This window comes from Pseudomonas sp. GW821-FHT01E10, from assembly GCF_059422365.1.
The window spans coordinates 61,273-87,325 of sequence record NZ_JBWKWT010000011.1; the positions used below are offsets into that span (position 1 = coordinate 61,273).

The 26,053-nt window shown below is 56.6% G+C and carries 16 protein-coding genes and 1 pseudogene; 11 read left to right on the forward strand and 6 right to left on the reverse strand.

Annotation, left to right across the window (positions count from 1 at the left end):
• Positions 1–105: 105 nt before the first annotated feature.
• Entirely contained in the window at positions 106–2,643 is a 2,538-nt protein-coding gene (gene ligD, locus AC07V0_RS19570; RefSeq protein WP_086944955.1) for a DNA ligase D, read from the reverse strand.
• 433 nt (positions 2,644–3,076) lie between these two features.
• On the opposite strand from ligD, the gene AC07V0_RS19575 reads away from it, so the two are divergent.
• The 10 genes and pseudogenes from AC07V0_RS19575 (at position 3,077) to AC07V0_RS19620 (ending at position 16,984) form a co-directional block, all read left to right on the forward strand.
• A complete protein-coding gene (locus AC07V0_RS19575) occupies positions 3,077–3,592 on the forward strand; it encodes an Hcp family type VI secretion system effector (protein WP_007900657.1) in 516 nt (171 codons plus the stop codon).
• A 132-nt stretch (positions 3,593–3,724) separates the two neighbouring features.
• Positions 3,725–6,031 carry a type VI secretion system Vgr family protein gene (locus AC07V0_RS19580; RefSeq protein WP_086944956.1) on the forward strand — a complete coding sequence of 769 codons (2,307 nt, stop codon included), beginning with the start codon at positions 3,725–3,727 and terminating at the stop codon, positions 6,029–6,031.
• Positions 5,973–6,563 (forward strand): hypothetical protein, encoded by a 591-nt coding sequence (locus AC07V0_RS19585; protein ID WP_086944957.1) that lies wholly within the window; start codon positions 5,973–5,975, stop codon positions 6,561–6,563. Before AC07V0_RS19580 ends, AC07V0_RS19585 begins: the two co-directional genes overlap by 59 nt.
• On the forward strand, positions 6,523–7,314 hold the full coding sequence (locus AC07V0_RS19590; RefSeq protein ID WP_225609294.1) for a hypothetical protein: 792 nt from the start codon (positions 6,523–6,525) through the stop codon (positions 7,312–7,314). Before AC07V0_RS19585 ends, AC07V0_RS19590 begins: the two co-directional genes overlap by 41 nt.
• A 24-nt stretch (positions 7,315–7,338) precedes the next feature.
• Positions 7,339–8,076 carry a DUF4123 domain-containing protein gene (locus AC07V0_RS19595; RefSeq protein ID WP_086944958.1) on the forward strand — a complete coding sequence of 246 codons (738 nt, stop codon included), beginning with the start codon at positions 7,339–7,341 and terminating at the stop codon, positions 8,074–8,076.
• The gene (locus AC07V0_RS19600; protein ID WP_086944959.1) at positions 8,076–12,734 is read left to right on the forward strand and encodes an RHS repeat-associated core domain-containing protein; all 4,659 of its coding nucleotides are present in this window, start codon (positions 8,076–8,078) and stop codon (positions 12,732–12,734) included. Before AC07V0_RS19595 ends, AC07V0_RS19600 begins: the two co-directional genes overlap by 1 nt.
• On the forward strand, positions 12,735–13,040 hold the full coding sequence (locus AC07V0_RS19605) for a hypothetical protein (protein WP_018925589.1): 306 nt from the start codon (positions 12,735–12,737) through the stop codon (positions 13,038–13,040).
• Positions 13,041–13,707: 667 nt separating this feature from the next.
• Positions 13,708–14,112 (forward strand): Imm50 family immunity protein, encoded by a 405-nt coding sequence (locus AC07V0_RS19610; protein WP_064618725.1) that lies wholly within the window; start codon positions 13,708–13,710, stop codon positions 14,110–14,112.
• A 228-nt stretch (positions 14,113–14,340) separates the two neighbouring features.
• A pseudogene (locus tag AC07V0_RS19615) lies at positions 14,341–14,579 on the forward strand (DUF6124 family protein); the annotation flags it as partial.
• Positions 14,580–15,097: 518 nt separating this feature from the next.
• Positions 15,098–16,984 carry an ATP-binding protein gene (locus AC07V0_RS19620; protein ID WP_086944960.1) on the forward strand — a complete coding sequence of 629 codons (1,887 nt, stop codon included), beginning with the start codon at positions 15,098–15,100 and terminating at the stop codon, positions 16,982–16,984.
• A 7-nt stretch (positions 16,985–16,991) separates the two neighbouring features.
• Here AC07V0_RS19620 and AC07V0_RS19625 read toward each other — a convergent pair whose 3' ends face one another.
• The 5 genes from AC07V0_RS19625 to AC07V0_RS19645 form a co-directional block, all read right to left on the reverse strand.
• Complete coding sequence (locus AC07V0_RS19625; protein WP_225609293.1) at positions 16,992–17,834, reverse strand: cyclase family protein; 843 nt, start codon at positions 17,832–17,834, stop codon at positions 16,992–16,994.
• 690 nt (positions 17,835–18,524) lie between these two features.
• A complete protein-coding gene (locus AC07V0_RS19630) occupies positions 18,525–19,595 on the reverse strand; it encodes a lipocalin-like domain-containing protein (RefSeq protein ID WP_086944961.1) in 1,071 nt (356 codons plus the stop codon).
• Positions 19,585–22,056: an ABC transporter permease gene (locus AC07V0_RS19635; protein ID WP_086945148.1), complete on the reverse strand. Its 2,472-nt coding sequence runs from the start codon at positions 22,054–22,056 to the stop codon at positions 19,585–19,587. The genes AC07V0_RS19630 and AC07V0_RS19635 overlap by 11 nt, the downstream gene beginning before the upstream one ends.
• Before the next feature lies 1 nt (position 22,057).
• On the reverse strand, positions 22,058–22,726 hold the full coding sequence (locus tag AC07V0_RS19640; RefSeq protein WP_018925581.1) for an ABC transporter ATP-binding protein: 669 nt from the start codon (positions 22,724–22,726) through the stop codon (positions 22,058–22,060).
• 111 nt (positions 22,727–22,837) lie between these two features.
• Positions 22,838–24,535, reverse strand: coding sequence for a sulfatase-like hydrolase/transferase (locus AC07V0_RS19645; protein WP_018925580.1), 1,698 nt, complete (start codon positions 24,533–24,535; stop codon positions 22,838–22,840).
• 468 nt (positions 24,536–25,003) lie between these two features.
• On the opposite strand from AC07V0_RS19645, the gene AC07V0_RS19650 reads away from it, so the two are divergent.
• Positions 25,004–26,047, forward strand: coding sequence for an NAD-dependent epimerase (locus tag AC07V0_RS19650; RefSeq protein WP_086944962.1), 1,044 nt, complete (start codon positions 25,004–25,006; stop codon positions 26,045–26,047).
• The last annotated feature ends 6 nt before the right edge of the window (positions 26,048–26,053 follow it).

Genomic DNA, 26,053 nt, shown 5'->3' on the forward strand with positions numbered 1-26,053 from the left:
CGCACCCCCCCCCCCCCCCCCCCCCCCCCCCCCCCCTCTCCCCCCCCCCCCCCCCCCCCCCCCCCCCCCCCCCCCCCCCCCCCCCCCCCCCCCCACCCCTGGCTCCTACATCCCGATCCGTCGCCGCATATCGGCGGTAATCGTCTGCCGGGTTTTCTTCAGCTCGGCCCAGGGTTCATCGCCCACCTCGGCCAGGCGCTCATGCACGGTGTGCAGGTTCCATTGATTGGCGCCCTTGAGCTCAGCCACTTCTTCGCGAAAGATCGGTACCGACACTGGCAACCCTTCGCGGCTGCGTACGGCATAAGCGCAGATCGTGGTGGCGCCGAGACCGTTGCGCAGGTAATCGATGAAGATGCGCCCAACCCGGTTTTTCGGCCCCGACACTGCGGAAAATCGTTCCGGCAGCAGCTTGGCCATGTGACTGACAATCGCGTGGCTGAAGTCCTTGACCTCGTCCCAACCGTGTTTGCGGGTCAGCGGTACGACCAGGTGAATCCCCTTGCCGCCGCTGGTCTTGAGAAACGCCTTGAGCCCCAGCTCATCCAGCACCGTGAGGATCAGCCGGGTCGCTTCGACCATGCTCCTCCAGGGCAACGCCGGATCCGGGTCGAGGTCGAGGACGAAGCGGTCGGGTTTGTCCAGATCGACCGACGTGGCGTTCCAGGTGTGCAGCTCCACGGTACTCATCTGCACTGCGCCAATCAGGGCCTCGGCATTGTTGATAACCATCATCGGTTGGCCGGTCAGTGCCTTGTCCAGAGTGATAATGCCGGGTATGGCCAGATTCTCGGCGTTCTTCTGAAAGAACAGTTCGCCGGTGATACCGTCCGGTGCGCGCACCAGCGCCACCGGCCGGTCCTTGAGTTGCGGCAGAATCCACTCGGCGACGCTGGCGTAATACTCCGCCAATTGCATCTTGGTGGTGCCGCTGCTGGCATCGATCACCCGATCTGGATGCGTGATGCGCACCTTGCCCTGCTCCAGGCCGACTTGTGACGGTGTCGCTTGGGAGGTTTTAGTTTTAGTGGTTGAGGTTTTCACGGTTGTCGGACGCTCCTCGGTGATGTCGGTGGCAGGCTTGTCCTCGCGCAGCCCATGGAACACGGCCTGGCGCACCGAGCCGTCCTTGGTCATCTCGGCAAACGCCACTTCCGCCAGCAGAACGGGTTTGAGCCAATGCACACCCTTGGCTTCAACACCGGTGGGCGGGTTCACCACCGGAGGCTTTTTCGCCTGCAGCGGTTTCAGTTGTTCGTAAAGACGCTTGAGGCTCGCCTCGCTGAATCCGGTGCCGACCTTGCCCGCATAGCGCAATTCCCCGCTGTCACGGTCGTGCAGCCCCAGCAGCAACGCGCCAAAGGCACTGCGCGAGCCTTTGGGATCGGTGAAGCCGACCACGATGAATTCCTGCCGATGCTTGCACTTTAGTTTGATCCAGTCACTGCTGCGCCGGGACACGTAAGGCGAGCCCAGGCGTTTGCCAATCAACCCTTCCATGTGCATTTTGCAGACACTGTCGAGTAACGCCTCCGGGGACTCGTTGAACGTGTCGGAGAACCGCAACAGAGGGTTTTCATTGGGCTTGAGCACAGTCGCCAGCGCCGCCCTGCGCGCTTCGACAGGAACTTCGCGCAGGTCCACGCCGTTGAGGTAAGGCAAATCGAACAGGTAGTAAACGATGCTGGCACTACGACCGGCATCGAAGGCGTTTTGCAGCGCCTGAAAGTCCGGAACACCCTGCTCGTCCGCCACCACCATTTCGCCGTCGAGCCAGGCCGATTCCAAGCCTAACGCCGCTAGCGCTGCAGCCTGCTCCGGCAATTTGTGAGTCCAGTCGTGACCGTTGCGGGTGAAGAGTTTGACCTCATCATGGTCGATGCGCGCCATGACCCGGTAGCCGTCGAACTTGATCTCATAGCTCCATTCGCCGTCCGGCGCGGACTCCACCAGTGTCGCCAATTCGGGTTTGAGCAGCTCCGGCAGTCTGGCTTTACGAGCGCCTGTCAGCTGTGATGAACGCTCTCTGCGCGCCCTCGCCGCTGGCTTTTTTACGGGACTGGGTTTCGATTTGGCGACAATGGTGCGATCGCTGAGTACGCTGTCGGGCTCGGCGGCGACCACGTCGTAATCGCTTTCGGGCCTGGCCGCGCCGTCCTGATGCTTGATCAGAAACCATTGCTCCTGCTTGCCCGGCATGTGCGTGCGCACGAGGTTCCACAGGCCGCCGAGCTTCTCCCCTTGCAACTCGAATTTCAGCCGGCCCTTGGCGTACGCCTTGGCCGGGTCGTCCTGGGGAATCCATACCCCACGGTCCCAAACGATCACCTCGCCGGCGCCGTAATGCCCTTCGGGAATGGTGCCCTCAAACGTGGCGTAATCGAGCGGATGGTCTTCGACGTGGATTGCCAGTCGCTTGACCTTGGGGTCCAGCGACGGGCCTTTCGGCACGGCCCAACTTTTCAGCGCGCCATCGAGCTCCAGGCGAAAGTCATAGTGCAGCTGCGAGGCGTCATGTTTCTGAATGCAGAATTGCAGCGCATGATCCTTCACCGCTTTTTTGCCCGAACGCTTGGCGGCGGCCGGTTCCGGAGTCGCCACAAAGTCACGCATGCGGTTGTAATCGTCCAGGGTCTTGTTCATGGCTTACCGGGTGCTCGCTGGCGGACGCTGAATCGGCACGTCTCTACATCAGCAGAGCGACAGGTCCGGAAAAAAATTCCATCGCCACTGGAATTGCCCGGACAGACGGCTGGGTCTATCGGGATGATCGCTCGTAGCCTTGATGCGCAACTTCTTGCGCAGTTATTCGTCCCAAATACACCTCAACATCGCTGAACGCCAGGTGGATCAAGCCCTCCAGCCGAGTGCGCAACTTCTTGCGCACCACTGCGCAAGAAGTTGCGCACTTTTTCAGGTGATCTCTGCCGAACAACCTCTCCACGTTTAAAAAATATCCTCAACCACCTGATTTATATGACAAAAAACATTTATGGCACGCTCCTTGATAACAGTCAGGCACCCACCGGGCGATACCGCCTCCCGGGCACCCTAACTTTTAGCAAGGAGCACATCCATGGCTACACCAGCGTACATGTCCGTTACCGGCGAAAAACAAGGCCTGATCACTGCCGGCGCCTTCACCGCCGACTCCGTTGGCAACACCTACCAGGAAGGTCACGAAGACCAGGTCATGGTTCAGGCGTTCAGCCACGACGTGATCATCCCGCGTGACCCACAGTCCGGCCAACCGACCGGTCAGCGTGTACACAAGCCAGTCGTGATCACCAAGGTCTACGACAAGTCTTCGCCACTGCTGCAAGCCGCCCTGACTTCCGGCGAGCGCATGAGCGAAATCGTTATCCAGTGGTACCGCACTTCGGCTCAAGGTACCCAAGAGCACTACTACACCACCAAACTGGAAGACGCGATCATCGTCGCCATCAACAACAAAATGCACAACTGCCAGGATCCGTCGAACTCGCACTTCACGCATCTGGAAGAAGTGCAATTCACCTACCGCAAAATCACCTGGACCCACGAAGTATCCGGTACTTCGGGTTCCGATGACTGGCGTGTTCCAGTCGCTTAATCGCGGCTGACGGTTCCAAACATCGGCCAGCTCTGCTGGTCGATGTCATTTGCGCCTTCCAGGAATTTTCGCGTCCGTTGATCCGGCTTTCGGGTGTCAACGCGCGCCGCAGCACTGCACGAGGAACAAGGGATGTTCGCGCCGGCCAATCAGACTCACTTTGCCCTGACTGTCGAAGGTCTGGAAAACGATCTCCAGGTCCTTGCCCTGCAAGGTCGGGAAGCCATCAGCCAACCTTTTGTGTTTGAGGTGGAGCTGGTCAGTGAGCAGCCGTCCCTGGACCTCGAAACGCTATTGCACAAACCGGCCTTTTTGCAGCTCTCGCCTGACGGCAGCGGCATTCATGGCCAGATCTACCGCGCCGCCCAGGGCGATTCGGGCAAACGCCTGACCCGCTACGCCGTGACCTTGCGCCCGCAGCTGTCCTACCTGGCGCACCGCATCAACCAACGCATCTTCCAGAACCTCACTGTGCCGAAAATCATCGGGATGGTCCTCGAAGAGCACGGCATCCAGAGCAATGCCTACGAATTCGAAGTCGGGGCGATTTATCCCGAGCGCATTTACTGCGTTCAGTACGATGAATCGGACCTGCAGTTCATCCAGCGCCTGTGCGAGGAAGAAGGTATTCACTACCACTTCCAGCACAGCGCCACGGCCCACAAGCTGGTGTTCGGCGATGACCAGACGGTGTTCCCGAAACTCGCGCCCGTGGCCTACCAGCAAGACTCCGGCATGGTCGCCAACGACCCGGTAATCAAGCGCTTCGACCTGCGCCTGGAAACCCGCACCAGCCGCACCACCCGCCGCGATTACGACTTCGAAAAACCGCGCCTGAAACTGGAAAGCGAGAACCGTGGCGACGCCCTGCCCGACCTCGAAGACTACGACTACCCCGGTCGCTTCATCGACCGCGAACGCGGCAAGCACCTGGCCAAACGCGCCCTCGAACGTCACCGCAGCGACTTCCAGTTGGCCGAAGGCCGAAGCGATCAGCCGTTGCTGGTCAGCGGCCACTTCCTGGCCCTGACCCAACACCCCAAGGCCAAGTGGAACGACCTGTGGCTGCTGACCGAAATCCTCCACGAAGGCAAACAGCCGCAAGTGCTGGAAGAGTCGGTGACCAGCAACACCACCAATCTGAAAGACGATTTCCACCAGGGCTACCGCAACCGCTTCCAGGCCACCCCCTGGGACGTGCCGAACCGTCCGCCGCTGAACCACCCCAAGCCACGGATCCTCGGCAGCCAGAGCGCCGTGGTCACCGGGCCAAAAGGTGAAGAGATCCACTGCGACCAATACGGCCGCGTCAAAGTGCAATTCCATTGGGACCGCGAAGGTCAGGCCGACGACAAGACCAGCTGCTGGCTGCGCGTCTCCTCCGCCTGGGCCGGCGCCCATTACGGCGGCATCGCCATTCCACGCATCGGCATGCAAGTGCTGGTCAGCTTTCTCGAAGGTGACCCCGACCAACCGCTAATCAGCGGCTGCCTGTACCACAAGGAAAACGTCGTCCCGTACGCCCTGCCGGCGAACAAGACCCGCAGCACCTTCAAAACCCTGAGCTCTCCGGGCGGCGGCGGATTCAACGAGCTGCGTATCGAAGACAAAAAGGGCCAGGAGCAGATCTTCCTGCACGCCCAGCGCGACTGGGACGAGAACGTCGAGCACGACCAGAAAATCCGCGTCGGCAACGAACGCCACGACACCGTTGAGCAAAACAGCTACAGCGAATTCAAGGCCGAAGAACACCACACCGTCTATGCCGATCGCAAAGTCGAAGCCCGCGCCAACGACCACCTCACCGTGGGCGTCAACCAGCACATCAAGGTCGGCACCGGCCAATTCATCGAAGCCGGCCAGGAAATCCACCTGAGCAGCGGCATGAAAGTCGTGCTCGAAGCCGGCAGCGAACTCACCCTCAAGGCCGGCGGCAGCTTCATCAAGATCGACGCCAGCGGCGTGACGCTGAGCGGACCGGTGATCAACATGAACTCCGGCGGCAGCCCCGGCAGCGGAACCGGGGCGGCACCGCTGATGCCCGGCGCGCTGAAACAGGCTGATGCCGACAAGGCTGGCGCGGTACTGACGCCGGCGCAGATCAACACCCTGAAACGCAACGCGCCGTTCTGTGAAGAGTGCGAGAGGTGTAAGGCGGGTGTATGCGATATAGCAAAACCTGCCCAAGACACTGAAAAAACCAGCCACGACTTAGTATTTTTAGTCAATGATGAAAAAACGGGTAAACCGAAGCAGAATATTCCCTATCGAATAACGCTTGAATCCGGGATTATTGTTGATGGTGTCACTGACAACAAGGGGATGACCCAAAAAGTCTCATCTAACAAAGCTGAAAAAGCCACTATCGAGGCCCCGTATTATGGCAACACAACAAGCGACGCTCACCCCAACCACGGATCAGACACCTGTAACTGTTAGCATCCCGACCAAGGAGCTAAGCGGTACGCAATGGGTTGCACGATTTCCGACCAGTACAAGTGTGGGCGATCTCACGACTGAGTTCGAAGCCAGTGTGAACAAATTTATTGCAGCGATAAAAGAAGCCGGGGGCAGTGTTTCAATTTCGGCAACTTATCGGCCCAAAGAGCGTGCTTATCTGATGCACTATTCCTCAGCAATATCTAAAGGAATCATTGCACCAGAAGACGTACCTGAAATGGACGGTGTAAATATCGAGTGGGTTCATAGCACCTCAGCGCAATCAATCAGTGCTGCGACCAGCATGGCGTCGGGCTACGGAATTGTGTATCCGCCGGCACTTACAAGTCGCCATACACAGCGAAAAGCCATAGACATGACAATATCCAACATATCTGGAAAAACAATTGTAAATGCTTCTGGCGCCTCCGTTTTGATCACTCACTTAAGCGACTTGAATCCAGTAGGTACTACATATGGAGTTAAAAAGCTTGTTTCCGACCCTCCACATTGGTCAACCGATGGACATTAAACATACACTTTTCTTCATTCTGACTATTTGCTCAGGGTCAGTATTTGCCCAAGACACTGGATTTGGATTCGTTAAAAATAATCCAGACGGGCAAACTTATTTATATACAACCCAGAATATTTCAAGCAACGAAGTCATTTCGGTCCAATTCCCTCAGGATGGAACCGTTGCTTGCTGCAAGTTAACAAAGACAACTGGGGGAAAACAGCAGCAGGGCGATGCAATGGATCTGCTCAACGAATCCGACATGCACATTTATGGGCTTGACATTCAATACTCTGCGCCTTTCATCGGCATAGCTGTAGTTGGTAAAAATGCAACCGGAAACGGCGTCTCAGCCGTTGAGGTCAAGGATCAAGCTACAACTATCAGCACCTGTTTGAGTCAAGAAGGCGTTCATCTCTTCTCGAGAAAAAATGGGAGCTTGAACGGTCATCTCTATTTGAGCCTAGGTTACGATGTAGAGCCAACGTCAAATTCTTGCGAAACGGAAAGTTCTGAGTCCGTTCCGACCGACGTCTCCGGCTACATCAAAAATAGAGACAACTGTGATTCTTTGCGCGGAGATATTCCTGAACGGGACCCCGCCGACCCGAAAATTCTCGATCGTGTCATCAGCGATATAAATAAATATTGCAAGGGCACCGACCAGCAGCTGAAGCAGTTGAAAGAAAAATACTCCGGAAACGAAAACGTTGAGAAGTTGCTCTCGACTTACGAAGAAAACATTGAAGCTGATATGAGTTTTTAGATTCACTCATCAAGGACGGCTGTTGTGACATCTGAAAACACCAATCCACAGGTCTGGTTATCCGAAACCCCGCTACTGCCGGGTGAACGCCTCTACCTGATCATCAGCGCCGCCAGTGATGCCGAAGCGCTCAAGTCGCTTTACCAAAACGAACCCACAACCCAGGCGACCCCGATTTGGGGCGGCACACCTTACGCGGCTTGGCAGCCGGTGATGCCCTACCTCATCGAGCTGAAACCCAACTCAAGTTTTCTAACGTGGATTGCCGATACGGATGCTCAGGACTGGGGCTGGATGGCGGTTTCAACCAGCACACCGGATGTGGTGTTCGAACATCTGCGCAGCCTGACTCAAGTGCGGATGCCGGATGGGACGCAAGTGTTTTTCCGTTTTTGGGATGGACGGCATATCTATCCGATTCTGGAAGGTCTCGGCGATGCCGCCGGTGAGGTACTGCCGGTGTTTGATCGGTATCTGATTAATGGGAAGAGCCTGGAGGTGGGGCCGAGGGTGGTGCCGCCGGCAAAAGACTGGCCGTGGTGGGAGGTGCCGCAGAAACTGCTCGACAGCCTGGCGAAGCAAAACCCGTCGACCCTGATCGGCAACCTGATGCAATGGCTGGAAGAGGAACGTCCAGACATCTACGCCGCTTACCCCGAGAGCAATCTGAAGCTGAAAATCGCACGTTTCGTGAGCCGGCCCGATGCTCCGAAAAACCTTAATGAAGCACTGTTAAACCACCTGATTCTGGAGCAAGGCTGATGGATCGCGTTGCCTACGTTGACAACCAACTGAGCACGTTCAAGGACAGCTTGAAGCTGTATCAAGAACAGACCAAAACCTGGTACGCGAAAGCCGCCGACAAAGGCAGTCGAGCCGCAGACCTGCCCTCCCTGCTGGGCATGGAGCGCGTGATAAAGGTCGGTAACACCAGCAAATCGGTGAGCATGACCGATGGCGACTTCGCCTCGAACGTTGCCCAGTGCCCGCTCAAGGGGCCACTGCTGATCGAGAGCAAATTCGAATCGGTGTATGACATCCCATTGGGTGACATCGAAGTTGAAATCGTTGCGGTGGAAGGCGGCGCAGTCAGCAAAGTCAAACTCGACGCCCAGGGCAAAGCCAGCTGGACGGAGGGTGTTCCCGGCAAGTTCTACAAGATCCGTGTTCACCACGAAGTGACGCCGGCTCAGATCGATACCTTGTTCAAATCCTATGAAGGCCTGACCGGTCAACTGGAAGGTTTCCTGCGCAAGGAATGGGCCGGTTTCAAACCGCAATGGTCGAACATATCCGCCTTGGGAACGGCCTCGGCAATTGGCAACGGCATCCTTGAAGGCGGTTGGGAAGCGATCAAAGGGGTTTGGGACGGTATCAGCCTGGTGCTCGATATCCTGCAAGACCCGAGCAAGTTTGCCAAAGACCTCGGTGCCGGAACCCAAAAACTGATAGCACTGGCAAAAGAAACGCCAGACGTCATGAAGAAGGCCATGCTGCTGGCCAGCGACGAGGCCGCTCTGTTCCTGATGGTACGCAGTGCCGTGATCTGGCTGGCCGGTTTGCCACCGATGAAGATGGCCGGTGACGCTGCAAAAATGACCACGGCAGCGGTAGTCGGCATCGCGATCGACATCGTGATTTCGATCGTGCTGACCGTTGCTGCCGAGGGTACCGGTGTCATCTACCTCGCCGCGCGCTTGAAAAAGTACGGCGAAATCGTCATCAAGGCCGTGACCGGCTTTGTGGAGTCGGTGTTCAAGATCATCAAAGGCTTCATGGAATACGTCGCGAAGTACACCGCGGTAGCGGCTCGTGGTGTGACGGCTCAGGTAAAGAAAGGGATTGCACAGGTTCGTTTTGACGGGAAGCGAGTGACTACCGTAGAAACGCCGAAAGTCCACCACGATGCACCCGCTCAGTCCAAGACTCCCGACGAAAAAAGTGCTAACTGCGCCAAAAACACCTGCACCAATGGCTGTCCGGTTTCGATGGTGACGGGTGAAGAACTGTTGACCCTGACCGATGGTGAACTCGGTGGAATACTGCCCTTCAGTTGGACCCGCCTCTATCGCACCAGCGCCGCGGAAGTCGATTGCGGCCTCGGCTACGGATGGAGTCACGCACTGGCGCAAAGGGTGGACATCAACGGTGATGAGGTGGTCTGGACCGACCACGAAAACCGCATTACGACCTTCCCATTGCCGAGTATGCAACGACCGGCGATTACCAACAGTTTGTCCGAAGCGGCGATTTTCCTCGGTGAGGATCCTTCCGAGCTGATCCTCACTCAAGCTGGCGACCGTTCCCAGTTCTATCATTTTCGCTACAACAGCAAAGGCGCGACGCTGATCGCCATTAGCGACACCTACAACAACCACCTGCACATCACCCGCGACATTCACGGCCGGATCAAACGTGTCGACAATGGCGCCGGTCGCGCCCTGCTCCTGCGTTATGACCGCAAACACATCGTCGCCGTCGATTACCAGCAGTTCAGTCCGGCAGACAATCTGGAAGATGCCTGGGGCACCGTCCAGACCCTGGTCACCTATAGCTATGACACTCAACACCGCCTGATCGAAGCCAAAAACCCGGCGGGCGAAGCCGAGCGCTACACCTACGACGAGCAGAACGTCATTCTTGAGCGCCAACTGGCCGGTGGCGCCAGTTTCTACTGGGAATGGGAAAAAGAAGGCAAATCGGCACGCTGCATCCATCACTGGGCAAGCTTCTCGCAGATGGACGCGCACTACGCCTGGGATGACAAGGGTAGCGTTACTGTCACCAATGCGGACGGCAGCGAAGAGATCTACACCCACGACGATCAGGCTCGACTGATCGCCAAAATTGACCCGGATGGTGCTGAGCACCTCAAGGCCTACGATGACAAGGGTCGCTTGATTGCAGAACAGGATCCGCTTGGCGCAATCACGGAGTATCACTACAACGAAACCGGTCACATGGTGGCGGTTGTTCCACCGGAAGACCAACCTACCGGCTACGAATACAGCAATGGATTCGTAAGCAAAGTAAGTCGCGGCAAGGCGACCTGGAAGTATCAACGCAACGATCAGGGCGATATCACTCAGCAGATCGACCCGGATGGCAACTCCACACATTACAGCTATGACCGCCAGGGTCGCCTGCTGGAGATCCGCCATCCGGACGGCAGTCGCCACAAGCTGGGCTGGAACAACCTCGGCCAATTGCTTGAAGAGCAACTGCCCGACGGCGGTCAGCGCAAGTACCGCTACGACGCCTTAGGCCGCCAGATCACCCGTCAGGAAGAAAACGGCGCCATCACCCAGTACCAGTGGGACGCCGCCAACCGCCTCGCACAAATTACCCTGCCCGGCGGCGCAACCCGTGCGTTCACCTACAACCCTTATGGCCGCGTCACAGCAGAGCGCGATGAACTGGGCCGCATCACCCGATACGAATACGCCGATGGTCTGCATCTGGTTAGCCGTCGTATCAACCCTGATGGCAGCCAACTTCGCTACCGCTACGACAACTCGCGTCTGCTGCTCAGCGACATCGAAAACGAACGTGGCGAGCACTACCACCTCGATTACTACCCCAACGGCCTGATCCAGCAGGAAATAGGGTTCGACGGTCGCCGGACTGCCTACGAATACGACCTCAACAGCCAACTGCTGAAGAAAACCGAATTCGGCGAAGACGGCAGTGAGTTGGTCACCGAATACCAGCGCGATGCCGCCGGCCGCTTGCTGGTGAAAACCCTGGCCGATGGCGAGGAAATTCACTACAGCTATGACGCCCTAGGCCGCCTCGTCAACGTCGACGACGGCCACTGGCCCCTCGCCTACGAATACGACCTGCAGGATCGCCTGATCACCGAACACCAAGGCTGGGGCACTTTACGTTACGAGTACGACAACCTGGGCCAGTTGAGTCATTGCCGCCTTCCCGACGGCAGTAAACTCGACTACCGCTACCAACCCGGCGGACGCCTGAGCAGCATCGACCTCAACGGCTCGCGCCTCACCACCCACCAGTTCAGCGCCGGTCGCGAACAACAGCGCCAACAAGGCCTGCTGCTCAGCCAATACCAGTACGACGAACAAGGCCGACTGCAAGCCCACACCGTCAGTCAGCAAGACCGCAACCTGTTCCGTCGCCGCTACGCCTACGATGCCAACGGCAACCTCGCGGGTATCGATGACAGCCGCAAAGGCAACCGCAGCTACCATTACGATCCGCTCGATCGCCTGATCAACGTCCGTGGCACCACACCGGAAAGCTTCGCCCACGACCCGGCGGGCAACCTCCTGGGCCAAGGCGACCAACCGACCGCGAATCTCGCCAACGTCAAAGGCAACCGCCTGCTGATGCAAGGCGACCGCCATTATGGCTACGACGCCCACGGCAACCTGATCCGCGAACGTCGTGGCGCCGGGCAGAAACTCGTCACCGAGTATCGCTACGACTGCCAACATCGCCTGATCGGCGTCAGCCTGCCCGGCGGCAGCATCGCAAACTACAAGTACGACGCCTTCGGCCGACGCATCGCCAAAACCGTCGATGGTCAAACCACCGAATTCTTGTGGCAAGGCGAACGCCTCATCGCTGAAAGCGCCGACAATCGCTATCGCACTTACATTTATGAACCCGGCAGCTTCCGCCCATTGGCGATGCTCGATGGCGAAGGCCCGCTGAACGCTACGCCTTTCTATTACCAACTCGATCATCTCGGCACGCCACAGGAACTCACCGACTACAGCGGCGAGATTATGTGGTCGGCGAAATACCGGGCCTACGGCAACCTCGCCACCCTCGACGTTGCAGAAGTCGACAACCCGCTGCGCTTCCAGGGTCAGTACTTCGACGCGGAGACAGGCTTACATTACAACCGGCATCGCTACTACAATCCGGGGACTGGACGGTTTTTGACGCCGGATCCGATCAAGCTTGCGGGCGGGTTGAACAACTACCAGTACGTGCCTAACCCTACGGGGTGGGTGGATCCGTTGGGGTTGAATAGCGAATGTCCGGGGGGAGCGAGCTGCAAGCCTGGAACGGTTGAAGATCCGGCGAGTAAGGCCAAGGTAAATGAGGGGACATCAGGAGCACCTGATGTTCAATGGACGAATCACGGTAACAAGCACGTAGCCCCCAAGGCCCCCTGGCCAAATGTTGTTAAATCAACGGCAAATGGAGGCGCGGCAAGGTATTTACCTGGGACAGACATCGAAGCACTCGAGCGGCATGCATTTAAAAATGGCCAAGATGTTAACAACGGAAAGCCTTGGAAAGTTATTGATATGGGCAAGACTATTGGCGCCAACGATGGTAAAGAAACACGCTTCATGAGGGTTGAACTAAGCGCAAACACTATCCACGGCCACCCTATTTCCGAAGAAGCATTTAAAAAACTCACAAAAGCGAAGAAAAACTGAATGGACACTAAAAAAATTATAGAACTTGGCGGAACAGTCACATTTGATGACATCTCCCACCTCAACCAGCTTATTGACACTTCGATGATCGTTGATGACTTAAAGGAGGATCTATTCCAAGCCGTCTTCCCACATGATCAACTTATTGACATAGGTTGGTACCCTGAATTCTGTGAAAACGGCACATTTAGAGTTTCTTTAATTAAAGCCTATGACTGGGAGCACCCAGCTTTCAGCGAAAAAGCAAAAAGCTGGACAGAATTAAACAAGGCAATTTCCAATGCTTTAAACAAACTAGAAAAATGATCGCCCGAGCGCTCAAAAAAAAAAGCCACCTCATTTTGGCCTTTCAGAAGAAAATGCTAGACGCAAATAAAAGAATCATAATCCCCGGAGAGTCGAGAGAAAAGGGGACAGATTTATTTTTCATGCCATAAAATAAATTTGTCCCCTTTTGGCTATCATTACGTGTTTGAGCAATCTAAAATGTGGACATCATCAATATCGAATAAAAAACAGTGAGCTTCTATTTTTGGAGAAGATTACTCCCCTACCAGCATGCGCACTTCTTACGTCATGCTGGACGGAAACTCTACATGCTTAAAACTATACAGCCAAGTAGAACAAGCAGTCACCCCTAAGAAATGGCTGAAAAAAGATTATAACGAGTACGAATTCCAGCCTTACATAATAAATATAGAAAATTTCAATTTCAGCGGCCCTACTACTATAACCGTCACCCAACACGACTCAAACTACAAAGTCACACTTAGATTACCATAGCAAATATTAAGGCATACCATAACTATGGTGTAGCGTAGCAAAAGAACATCCAAATCAGATCACAGCAAGAGAACCTCCTAAAAAATTAACGAAACTCACCTCAACGCTTCAAAGCAAAAATGGGCGTCCCCTTTTGGCTCTTTTGGCTTGGCTAAGGGGTGGTCCCTTTTGACTGTTTCAAGGAGTAAAAATGAAATTCTGGAACGATATCGATGGCAGCATTTTTTTCAACCAGGTTTTCAAGACTTCCGTAGTGATTGGCCTCGTTGAACTTTTCACAGTAAGTATCGACAACAACAGACCAACGATAATACTGGAGTTTGACATCGAAGAACTCCCGGACGCCCCTCCCGCAAAGTGGAAAAAGGCTGAATTCAACACATGCCGCATCTGTTTAAACTGCAGCGAAATCAGCAACCCGACGATCAAAAACATACCTACAAAAGAAAAACTCAATATAACAATCACTCAGAGCGAAAACATTTTCACGATTCATGCTTCGAACAGCAGCTCGATAATTGAATTCTCAACAAAATCCCCGCTACTTTGTGGCCCCTCAGTTTATATGAACGACAAAAAGCCCGTACTCACTTAAAAAATCTAACTCATTTTTCTGCCCTTTGAGTCGTCTGACAAAAGCATCGGACATTTCCCGCAACTCCCATCACCATCCATGAACTTGTACCCCCCCTTCTCCCCAGATAACCTCCCCCAGTCACTGCAACCCCAGCGACCGGTTTTGGCAGACCGAACACGATCAAGGCATGCAAATGCCGCTTTGCGGCTCCGTTGATTCAGGAGCTTCACGATGAAAAAGTTTCCACCCGAGTCTCTCGACCCCATCAGCCACGTCGTCACCCTCCCCCCAACATCCGCACCGAAACCCTGCTAAGCCACGCCTGCGAAACCCTCGCTTCGCTCAACGTCCTGAACACCGACCTTGCCTGTGAACTCGAAGGCTCGCACCGCAGCCTGGCGCTATCGATTCAGCAATTGGCTGTACCGGGTAAGTTGTTGGTAAACCGGGTGCTGGACAACCTCGACCCACCCGGTGGGGCGTCCGACACTCGGGAGTGTTCAACCATGACTCGATACATGTCGATTACCGGCATCGACTGCACGATCCCTTCCCTCCCGATCGACACCGCAGCGCCTGTCGATGTGCTGCAGGACACGGCCGCATATCGCATTCGTTGTGTCACTCAACTGTTGGAAGAGAGCTGTCTCCGGGCGACGTGCTGGATGTGGTCGGGTGGCGGTTACGGGCCCAGCTTTAATTCAGCCAATAAAAATGGGCGACTCCAGGGTCGCCCATTTTTATATCCGACGTTTAATATCATCCCTCAATTTTATACACAGAGCATTTGGCAAGAGGCTGCTAAAACTTCGCCCGCAAATTTCTTGATATAGGAGCAAAATTCTTCCAACTTCCACTATGGTGGGCTCTTCCGCAAAATCGCGACCTTCCCAAAAACCCAGAAAAACTGGCTACTCGGTCAAGTAACTTCCTCACTGATAAACAATGGTTTTCAACCAGTCTTCAATCTATGCTTGGGCTGACAGTATGGAGGCTGTGATGAATGTTCAAACTCAGACGGAAAACATGGGCTTTACTTTTGGTCTACATCGTAGGTGTCAGTGGCTATATCTACTACCTCTACGTCGAGACTCAGGGAATTCTCACTGACAACATTAATAACAAGCTGCTGCATGCCGCGCTGGGCGCGTCAGCCATCCTCGGCGACCGCTACCATGACAATCTGATCGACAAACAGTCGAAAACGGAAGCGCAAGACTGGGATACCATTCAGCGGCTTTCCAGATTCAACGAGTCCATGGGCACCGCCTTTGTCTACAGCGTGGTCAAACGCGATGGGGAAGCCTATCTGATCAGCTCCAGCGCCTCGAAAAAAGAGATTCAAGAGCAGAATTACGTACGCTTTTTCGATCCTTATCCAGATGCCAGTCAGGCCCTGCTCGACAGTTTTGAGCGTACCGAGCCCACCTGGATCGATTACTCGGATCACTGGGGAGACTTTCGCGCCGTCTTCGTCCCAATGAAATCCCAGGACGGGACGGTTTATGTGGCAGGTGCGGAGATGACGTTGGCGAACTACAACCAACAACTTAATCAGGACTCTCTGCACCATATCATCCTTGCCATTCTGGTATTTCTCGCCTTCAGTCTTTTGTTCGTGATCGACTTATTGCGCATGCGTGCTCATCTTCAGCAACTGCAAATAAACGAACAGGTATTGAGTCAGGCAAAAGATGCCGCCGAAGACGCGGATCGTTCCAAGACCCGTTTTTTAGCCACCATGAGTCATGAAATCCGCACCCCCATGTACGGTGTCATCGGTGCGACCGAGTTACTGGCCGGCTCCGCCCTGAATCCCGAGCAAAGCGCTCTGGTCAATACGATTCATACCAGCGGACGAACCCTGCTGTCGCTTATCGACAACATTCTCGACCTGGCAAAGATCGAAGCGGGCAAACTTGAATTGAGGCCTCGTGTATTCGAAGTGAGAGCATTGGTTTCATCCAGTATTGAAATGATCCGGCAAAACACTCAGGGCAAACCAATCATCATTGAGGCTCAGGTATCACCGGATGTACCGCACTGGGTCAAAACCGATACCGATTGCCTTCGCCAGATACTGATCAACTTGTTGGGTAATGCGGTCAAGTTCACCGAAACCGGAACAGTATCGCTCGTGGTCAAAACGAGCGGTGACAGCCCTCGAGCCCGACTCGAGTTCTCCATACGCGATACCGGCATAGGTATCCCTTTGGCGCGGCAAGACAGCCTGTTCAAGCCCTTTGTTCAGTTCAAAGGGCCAGCCAGTCAACGCTTTACCGGAAGTGGGCTAGGTCTTTCAATTTGCAAGAATCTGGTCGAGGCGCAACAGGGGACTTTATCCTTTACCAGTCAGCCTGGTATCGGATCGACGTTTTCCTTCTCACTCCCCATGGAGCCTTTTTCCGTCTCGGAAATCCCCCTCGGGGACGATCATGCAACGGTTGGTTTCGACTCATCTTTTGCCGGGGATTACCCGCTCGATATCCTGTTGGTGGAGAACCATCCCATTAGTCAGAAAGTTGCCTTGGCGATGTTACAGGCGTTGGGTTATACACCCGCCCTTGCGTCAGATGGTCTGGAGGCGATCAACGAGTGCATGACGTCGATTCCAGATATCATTTTCATGGATATCAATATGCCTGTTATGGATGGGCTGGCGGCCATCCGTAACATCCGCGAACTACCACTGGGCGATACGTGCTACATCGTTGCGTTCACCGCGAGCGCTTTTTCGAGCGAGATAGAACGTTTCAGGGCCGCCGGTGCCAATGACATTTTGACCAAACCGGCAAACTTCCAGGCCTTGACCCAAGTACTTCAGCGTGCAGCCAACTACCGGCGACAGCTCCAGGCCAGTACTCCGGTAGTGGATGCAATTTCAAGTTGAAATGGGCTCAGGGTACAAACGCCATTACGGAAACAGGAGAACCCGACCCCTCTTTGAGTCGAAGCACGCCAATGACCAGTGTCGTGCCTTTCGCAGGTAGCTGATCGAGATTAGTCAGGCACTCCAGGACAATGCCATCTTTGGCCAGAATCTGGCTGTTGGTGGCATAAACCGTATCCTGACCTGGATCAGCGCCATGTGTATCGATACCGACACCAGCGATTTGGCGTTCTTCAAGCAGAAACTGGGTCGTAGCAGCGCCCACACCGGGAAAGTGTGGGCCTTTCGCGTCTTCATTGATAAAGCGCTTGGGATCGTTCCACAAGGCTTGCCATCCCGTATAAAACAGCACAACAGAGCCTTGGGCGATGCGCCCATTAGCCTGTTCCCATTTTTCGATGTCCTGGACGCCAATCACATAATCCGGGTTATCCCGAGCCTGGGTTCGTATATCAATCACAACGGCCGGGCGCACCAGGGACTCTGGTTTATAGGCATCAATCCCGATGGCATTGGGGTGAAAACTATTGGGCGCGTTCATATGGGTAGCGCTGTGCTCGCCGATGCTGAAACGCCGCAGGTAATAACCGTCTTTTTCCTGTGAAGCCACCACGTCGAATGTCACTGGAGGGTCGTTAGGCCACAGTGGAATCGTCGTGCTAATGACATGGCTGAGGTCAATGACCTTTCGAAACTGAATACTCTGCATTCCTTTGACTTCCTTATCCTCTGCGAAACTTTTAGCGACGCCGACCGACAGCAAAGCGGCCAGTACGCCGATGGATACCCGTTTAAAACAGCTCTTGTTTTGCTTTGATCTCGCCATAACGATTGGCTCCCCTTTGATCATTAAGGACTCCTACCCTCGAGCCCAGCTGTGGCTCCAGCCATTCTCTACTCCCTGTTCGTTGATCCTGAAGAGGTTTGTGTATTGGAGAGTATCAATATTGATCGTTTCAATGCATCACCGTAACCGTCCAGGCGCCCCACTATGCATCGACTCGCGGCACTTTACGCGGGTTGGCCATCCCGTTGCAGGACGGTTGCGATTTGATGGATGTGGTCGGACAGCGCTTGCGGAAGCAGCTTTAGATCTTCCAATAAAAATGGGCGACCCCAAGGTCGCCCATTTTTATATCCGAAACTTTTAAACAGCACCTCCCAAAGAAGGTGTTCGCCCAGTGTAATGGCCTTGGCAATCCATGCACCGGTAAAGAGCCCTGACACCGGGCGAACGGGAAGGATTTTAATAGAATTTGGCAGATATGTCCTCGTATACAAACATGAAATTTATGCACGTAATATTTCGTAAGGCCCCGCTTACACAACGTCTACAAACTTCTTAAAATCACCAGTTCGACCATTAAAATTGATTGTTCTTATACAGCTATCCGCACAAGAACAATCAATACGTACAAGTAATGATCAGCTTGGGTGCCGGCTGGTCACTTTCAGCACATCGTTACAGGTCAGCACAACGCTCTGCCCTGCTTTCAGATCTTTCAATTTCACCAAATAGTGTCGCGCCGAGAACTCCAACTCAATACCCGGTCATCTCCAGATACCCCTGCCCCCCATGACTGCCGCTCAGCCGCACCGGCCCTTCCCAATAAGGAATGCGCAAGTCCATCCAGGCCTTGGGGTTGAGGGCATCGATGGTGATTTCGAGGTGCTTGCCCGGGATGTTGATCGACCAGCGCACAGGCATCGAACGCCCGGCAACCTTGGCGGTGTCTTGTGGTGTGAGTTGGATGTCGTCGGCGTGCAGCAGCTGTGCCTGCCCTTGAGCGTCGATCCAGGTGCCGGTGAGGTATGGCGCGCCGTCCTTTTGCCGCATGCGGTAGAGCATCACCTGCGCGCCGCTGTCCAGGTGCAGGGAGAACCAGTCCCAACCGGTCTGGTTGGCGGTCAGCGGTTGGCTGCTCCACTCGCGGTCGAGCCAGGCCGGACCGCTGACGGTGTAGGTTTTGCCGTCGATTTCGAGGGTGCCGCTGGCCTGGAAAAACGGTTGGCTGTAGTAGTACGACGCCTGGCCTTGTTCGGATTTCTGGCTGAAGCCTTTGTCTCCTTGAAGTACCAGTGGCCGGGTTGAGGTCAGTCGAAGCTGGTAGCTGAACACCTTGTCGCGGGCACTGAGTTGCAGGTCTGCCAGCGGGTTTGCGTCGGTGGCCTGACTGCTGAAACGCCAGTCATCGATCCATGCGTTGAACGGCTTAAGGATCACTCCGGCCTGGCCGACGCCACCTCGGGCGTAGCGTTCGGCGGCATGGTGTGCGGTGGCGGATGTCACGGCCGCATGACCCAGCCAGATAGTCTGATTGGCCCAGCCAGGTTGCTCGGGCGTCGCTTTCAAGGCGCTGCGAAACAGCGTCCATTGCGCACCGAACTCGCGCCCCTGATCGTCCTTGAGGTTGGCGGTGACGTACCACCATTCGATGCGAAAGCCATCGTGGGCGCCGTGGTCCGCCGGGAAACTGAATTCTCGCCCGGGCACCACCGGGGTAAATGCGGAGGCCTGATGGCCGAGGCCGGCGAAGCCTTTTTCCGGCGCAGGCGTGTTGTCGCAGCCGCTCAGCAACGCCAGCAGCAACACGCAGATCTTAATCTTCATGAGCAAACGTCCGCAGCAGATCCGCCGGTTGCGTGCGATACAGCGAGTACAACGGCCACGCCGACGCGAGCAACGTGGCGAGCAAGGCCAGGCCCATCAACTGCAACAGTTGCAGTGGAAACACCCGTAGCGGCAAGCGCCAGCCGAAGGCCTGCACGTTGATCACCGTGTCCAGGCACCACGCCAATGCGATGCCCAACGGCAATGCCAGCACCAATGTCAGCACCGCGAGCAACCAGGTCTGCCCGAGGTTGAGCAGCATCAACTGTCGCCGCGTCACGCCCAGCGCCCACAACGGCGCGAGTTGTCCGAGGCGACTCTGGCTCTGGGTCAGCAGGCTGATGAACAGCGCCACGCCCGCGACGCAAAGCGTCAGGCTGTTGAGTGCGGCGGTGGCGGCGAAGGTACGCTCGAACACTTGTGTGGACCAACCCTTGAGCCGGGCCTGATCGACGATGCGGCTGTCGTCCAGGGCGAAGCGCGCTTGCAGCGCGGCCAGGAACGCGGGAATCGACGCGGGCTCGATGCGCAGGTTGAAACGGCTGGGTGTCAGCTGCGGCCAGCCGCGCAGCAGGTGATTGATGTTGACCAGCAGATGGCCCTTGGGATTGCCGTAGTCGGCGTAGATCCCGACGATCCGTGGCGACCATGGACCGTTGGGCGTGGCAATGGTCATGTGATCACCCAGGCGCACCTTCAACCGCCGGGCCAGTTGTTCGCTGAGCATCAGCGCGTCGTCCTTGGCCAGTCGTTCCCAGGGGTCGTCGCCCAAGGCTTCCAGCAACGGCCAGTGCTGGCGATAGGTCGGGTGATCGATCACGCCGAAGACATCCGCCGGCCAGCCCTGTAACTGAATCGACACTTGCCAGTTGGGTAGCACCGCGCTGACTTGGGGTTGTTGTTTGAGCCATGTGTAAAGCTCTCGGGCCTGGGCCGGATTTTGCGGATTGACATACAACTCGGCGGTCAGGCGTTGTTCGAGCCAGTTGTTGAAGGTCTGGCGGAAACCGGCGGTCATGCTGCCGGCGCCGATGTTCGCCGCCAGCGCCAATAACAGCGCCATCAAGGCCAGGCTCAGGGCCGGCAACTGCTGACGGCAATCGGCGACAAACCATTGGCCGAGCACCGAGCGACTGCGCCGCAGCACCCGGTTGAGCACGCTGTTCAACACCACCGGCAAGGCCAGTGCGGCGCCGATCAACAACGCGGCCATCAGCACGAAACCACTGCTCAGGCTGTCGCCGAACATCAACGCCAATACCGCGATCAGCGCAGCCATCGCCGCGACCCAGCCCTGGCGCCGCAACCAGCGCGCGTGGGCCTGATGCCAGGCTTGCGGATCGGCCAGCGCCAGCAACGGCAAACGCGCCGCTCGCAGCAAACTGTTGGCACCGGCCAGCAACGCGCCGAGCAGGCTCAGACCGATGCCGCTGAACCACCACAGCGGGCTGAGGCTCAAATGTCCCGGCACTTCGGCGCCGTACAAGCCGCGCAAACTGGCGGCGACGTCCGGCAACAGCACGCCGGCCAGCAAGTAGCCGCTGACCACGCCAGCGACACCACCGATCAACGCCAGACCACCCAGCTCGACGGCGAGGCCGGCAATCAACATTCGCGCACTGACGCCACAGGCGCGCAGGGTTCTGAGCAAGCCTCGACGTTGCTCCAGCGCCAGACCGATCGCCGCGTGGACGATGAACAGGCCAACCACGAACGACAGAAAGCCCAAGGCATCGAGGTTCAGATGGAAGCTCTCGGTCAGGCGTGCAAGATTGTTTTCTTCGCCGCTGCTGATGAGCTGGAGTTGGCCCTTGAACTGATCAGGCAGGGTCGCGGTGAAATCCTTGGGCAGCAACAGACGTGACAGTTGATCGGGCAATTGCAGAATTTGCTGGGCGAAGCCGATGTCCACCAGCAACACACCGGGGGCCATGTCGGGTTGGGCACGCAGTGGCGGCAAGGCGATGCCGCTCTCGGCCGTCGGTGTTTCACCTTCGTGCAAGCCCAACGCCTGCAAGGTCTGCGGCGAAATCCAGGTGCTGCCCGGCACCGTGAAGAACTCGACGACCTGCTCGATCGGCAACGACCGGCCGGCCACTGCGGAACCGGCCGGCAGCGACACCGGTTCAATGCCCATCAACTGCAAGCGCTGGTCTTCATGGCCCTTGAGCGTCACCCGGCCTCGCAACACGGGCGATACCGGCCAACCTGCGCGACGCAGGTCGATAAACAATTGCTGAGGGAACACCCCGCCGCCGGGTGCGCTCAGGCTGGCTTGAGGTTCGCCACCGATCAACTGACTGGCCCGTGCGTAGCTTTCCCGTGCCTGACTGTTCAGCGCTTGCACGCCGGTCAGCAGGCTGGTGGCGAGCCAGAGCCCGGTCAGCACACTGAAAAATTGCACCGGATGTTGCCGCCAATGGCTGAGCAGCGCCCGCAATGTCTCGCGAAAAACCCGCACTTCAGCGCTCGTCCGCGCCAGCCAGACGGCCATTGTGCAGCACCACTTTTTCCGCCAGCCGCGCGGCGACCCTGGGGCTGTGGGTGACCATCAACAACGTCGTCGGGCTGTCGTCGAGCAACTCCAGCAGCAACTTCAACACCTCATCGCTGGTGGCTTCATCGAGGCTGCCGGTGGGTTCGTCGGCCAGCAGCAGTTTCGGTTGCGAGGCCAACGCCCTGCCAAGCGCAACTCGTTGCTGTTGCCCGCCAGACAGTTGTTCCGGATAGCGCTGCAACAGATCCACCAACCCAAGACGCTGCACCAGATGCGCTTGCCAGCGCGGGTCGTGGCGCCCGGCCAGACGCGCCTGAAACGCCAGATTGTCCTCGACCCGCAAACTGCCGATCAGGTTGAACTGCTGAAACACCAGGCCGATTTCGGTGCGCCGCCAGTGGGCCAATTGGCCTTCGTTCATCTGTTCCAGCCGATGCTCGCCACTGCGAATGCTGCCGCGATCGACCTTGTCCAGGCCGGCGATCAGGTGCAGCAAGGTACTTTTGCCACTGCCCGACTCGCCCATCAACGCCAGGCTGCTGCCGGGTTTCAACGTGAGGTCGACGCCTTGTAATACCGGCAATGGGCCTTGGGGGGTGGCGTAGCTTTTGAAGACGCCCTGGACCGAAAGCATGAGAGGAGGCTCGTTGAAGGCAGTTGGCCTAGGATAGCGGACGGCAGCAAGACCGCGTTATCGTTTATCGCGAGCCTGCTCGCGATAAGGCCAGGCCATTTCATCAAAATCTCACTGCCCCACCGCCACACTCGGCACCACCGGCCCCGGCGTCACAATGCTCTTCAGATCGATGTACTTCCACGCAGGCACAGCACCGAGCCGCGCATTGAAGCGATAGTTGAAAGTGAAGTCATCCGCCGTCGACACGCTCAACGGTTTGCCATACACCGCCTCGATCCCCGCCAGGTCATAGCCCATCAACTGCAACAACGTCGGGAAGATGTTGTAGTGACTGGAGCGGTCCTTGTTGGCCGGCAACTGCGCCTGCCAGTCCATCGTCTTCAAATCGCTGCCCGAGATCACCACCAACGGCACCAACCCCTCTTCCTCCACCGGGTCACTGCCACAGTGGGTGTTGAGCCCCGGGTTACCGCGCTCATGCAGATCCTGCCCGTGGTCCGAGGTGTAGATCATCAGCGCATTACGCATATCCGCCTGGGCGAAAACCCGTGAGAAGAACTCGCCGACATTCCACAGCACCGTGTTTTTGTAGGCATTGCGGTACAACACCCAATCGTTCGGCTGCCCATTGAAACCCTCGCGCGTGCCCGTGTCCGCCACCTCGACAAACTGCCCCCGAGGCAAGGTCGGGCGATACGCCATAAACGCGTCCGGGTATTTGTCGTGTACCGGGAAATGCGCGCCGACCTTGTTGATCACCACCAGCTCCGGTATGCCGTCGTTGAGCAGATCGATCAGCTTGGCCGCCGCAGCCATGTCTCGCTCACGCACGCTGGTCTGGTCGAATTGCACGAACTCGTCGATGTCCTGTTTCTCGGCATTGCTCATCAGATTCTGCAAGTTGCCGCCCGTGCGCTGGGCATCGATGTAAACCGTGCGCAGCCCGGCTTTTTTCGCGTACTGCCAGATCGACGGCAGTGTGGTGTTGATCCGCATGTAATCGCCACGGGTGCCGCCATAGCGCAACGTGACGTTGGTGTCGGCGCTGCAATTGGCGATGGACGCGGCGTAGCCGTAATTGAAGATGTCCACGCCCGGGTGTGCTTCCTTGAGGTTGCTGTGCACACCGAATGGCGTGTTGATGTCCAGGTAATTACCGGAAATGCTCTCGTCGATGATCAGTACGATGTCGTAACCCACCGGCCGATCGATGCGCGCCAGGCTCACCGGCTCGCGCGGGCCGACGGTGTTGTGCAACGCTTCATAGGTAAACAGATTCAGATAGGCCAACGGCGTGTACATGATCGGCAAGCCACGGGCGCCCTCGCCGGCCCGCACGAACAGCACGACACTGAGCAGCAGCACGCCGAGCACCGGTGCCGCCGCCAACAACGCCCCCGGCAACGGCAACCGTCGACGCGGCTTGAGCCCGATACCCAACAGCAGCAACAAGCCACTGACCGTCGCACTGATGATCGCATCGCGGTACTGGTAAGCCGCTTCCTGAATGAACCCACCGGAATACACCAGCGACACAAAGCTGCTGTAGGTCAGGTAACTGGCGGTCACGTGCGTATACACGTCAAAGAAAATCGCCGAGCCAAACAGCGCCAACGCAAACAAATGACGGACCAGTGTCTGACGAATATAGGCGGTCATGAACAGCGCGATCGTCAGCACAACGAACATCCCGCCATACAGCAACATCGGCAAACCGATGCCCAATGCCTCGAGACGATCGAGGTAATAGTCGTAGCTTTTGAGTAAATACAGAACCAGCAACAGTTCCTTGAAGTATCGGATCATGGTGGATGCAGTACCTCCATGGCTGCCATTGGCAAATGGAAACCAATGATTATCAGCCATTTTCTGACACTAGCACCGAGCCATGAAAGCGCAAGAAATGCCGGTTTTTTGCCAAAAGCGTCAAAAAAACATTAACTCAAATCTGACGCTTCAAAACGCCTGTAACCCTTGTAATACAGGCCTTTCGACCGTTTATCGTTTTCTTGAAACCCCTCAAAACCGCGACAAATCCAGCAACGGCAAGCACTTGATACCAAATAGCCCATGAAATCAGGGTTTCCAGCCCGCGCTACCCGTCATTTTGCTGACACGCTTTCCCAAGGCTGGGCTATACCCCTTTTGACAGTCTCATTTCAGTTACATCCACCGTCTTACGAGGCACGCCAATATGGACGTGAACGTATTGGGTACGTGTTGCGTCGGCCTCATCCAAGCTGCGGCATTGGCAGCTCCAGAGGCGCCACGATCATGAAGATACTCGTCACTGGAGCCGCCGGCTTCATTGGTGCCCATTGTGTGTTGCGGCTTTTGAGCGACGGGCATCAGGTGTGCGGGCTGGACAACTTCAATGACTACTACGACCCGCAACTCAAACATGACCGCGTGGATTGGGTACGCGAGCAGGTCGGCGATTTCCCCCTCGCGAAAGTCGACCTGGCCGATGCCGAGGCCCTCGACGCACTGTTTGAGTGTGAACAACCGCAAGTGGTGATTCACCTCGCGGCGCAGGCCGGGGTGCGTTACTCCCTGGAAAATCCTCGGGCCTACCTCGACAGCAATCTGAGCGGGTTCCTCAACATTCTCGAAAGCTGCCGTCACCACCCGGTCAGGCACTTGATCTATGCCTCGTCCAGTTCGGTGTACGGCGCCAACCAGCACACGCCATATTCAGTCAAAGACAACGTCGACCATCCGTTGTCGCTGTACGCCGCGACCAAAAAAGCCAACGAGTCGATGGCCCACAGCTACAGCCATCTGTTCGGCATTCCCTGCACCGGTTTGCGTTTTTTCACCGTGTACGGCCCCTGGGGCCGGCCCGACATGTCGCCGATCCAGTTCGCCCGGGCGATTGCCGAAGGGCAGCCGTTGAAGCTGTTCAACTACGGCCAGCACCAGCGGGATTTCACCTACATCGACGACATCATCGAGAGCATCGCCCGCCTGGTCGAGCGCGCGCCGCAGCCGGCACCGGACTGGAGCCGCGAGCAACCGGACCCGGCCAGCAGCATGGCGCCATGGTGCATTTACAACATTGGCGGACAGCAGCCGGTAGCGCTCAAGGACTACCTGGCACTGCTAGAAAAGCACCTGGGGCAAAAGGCCCTCGTCGAGTTGCTGCCCCTGCAACCGGGCGACGTGCTCAACACCTGCGCCGATGCCAGCGATCTGGCACTGGCCACCGGTTTCCAGCCACGGATAGAGCTGGATGAAGGACTCGGACGATTCATCGCCTGGTTCCGTGACTACTACCCACTGCGTAGCGCCCACTCGCCATTCATGGCCGGGCTTTAGCGGAGG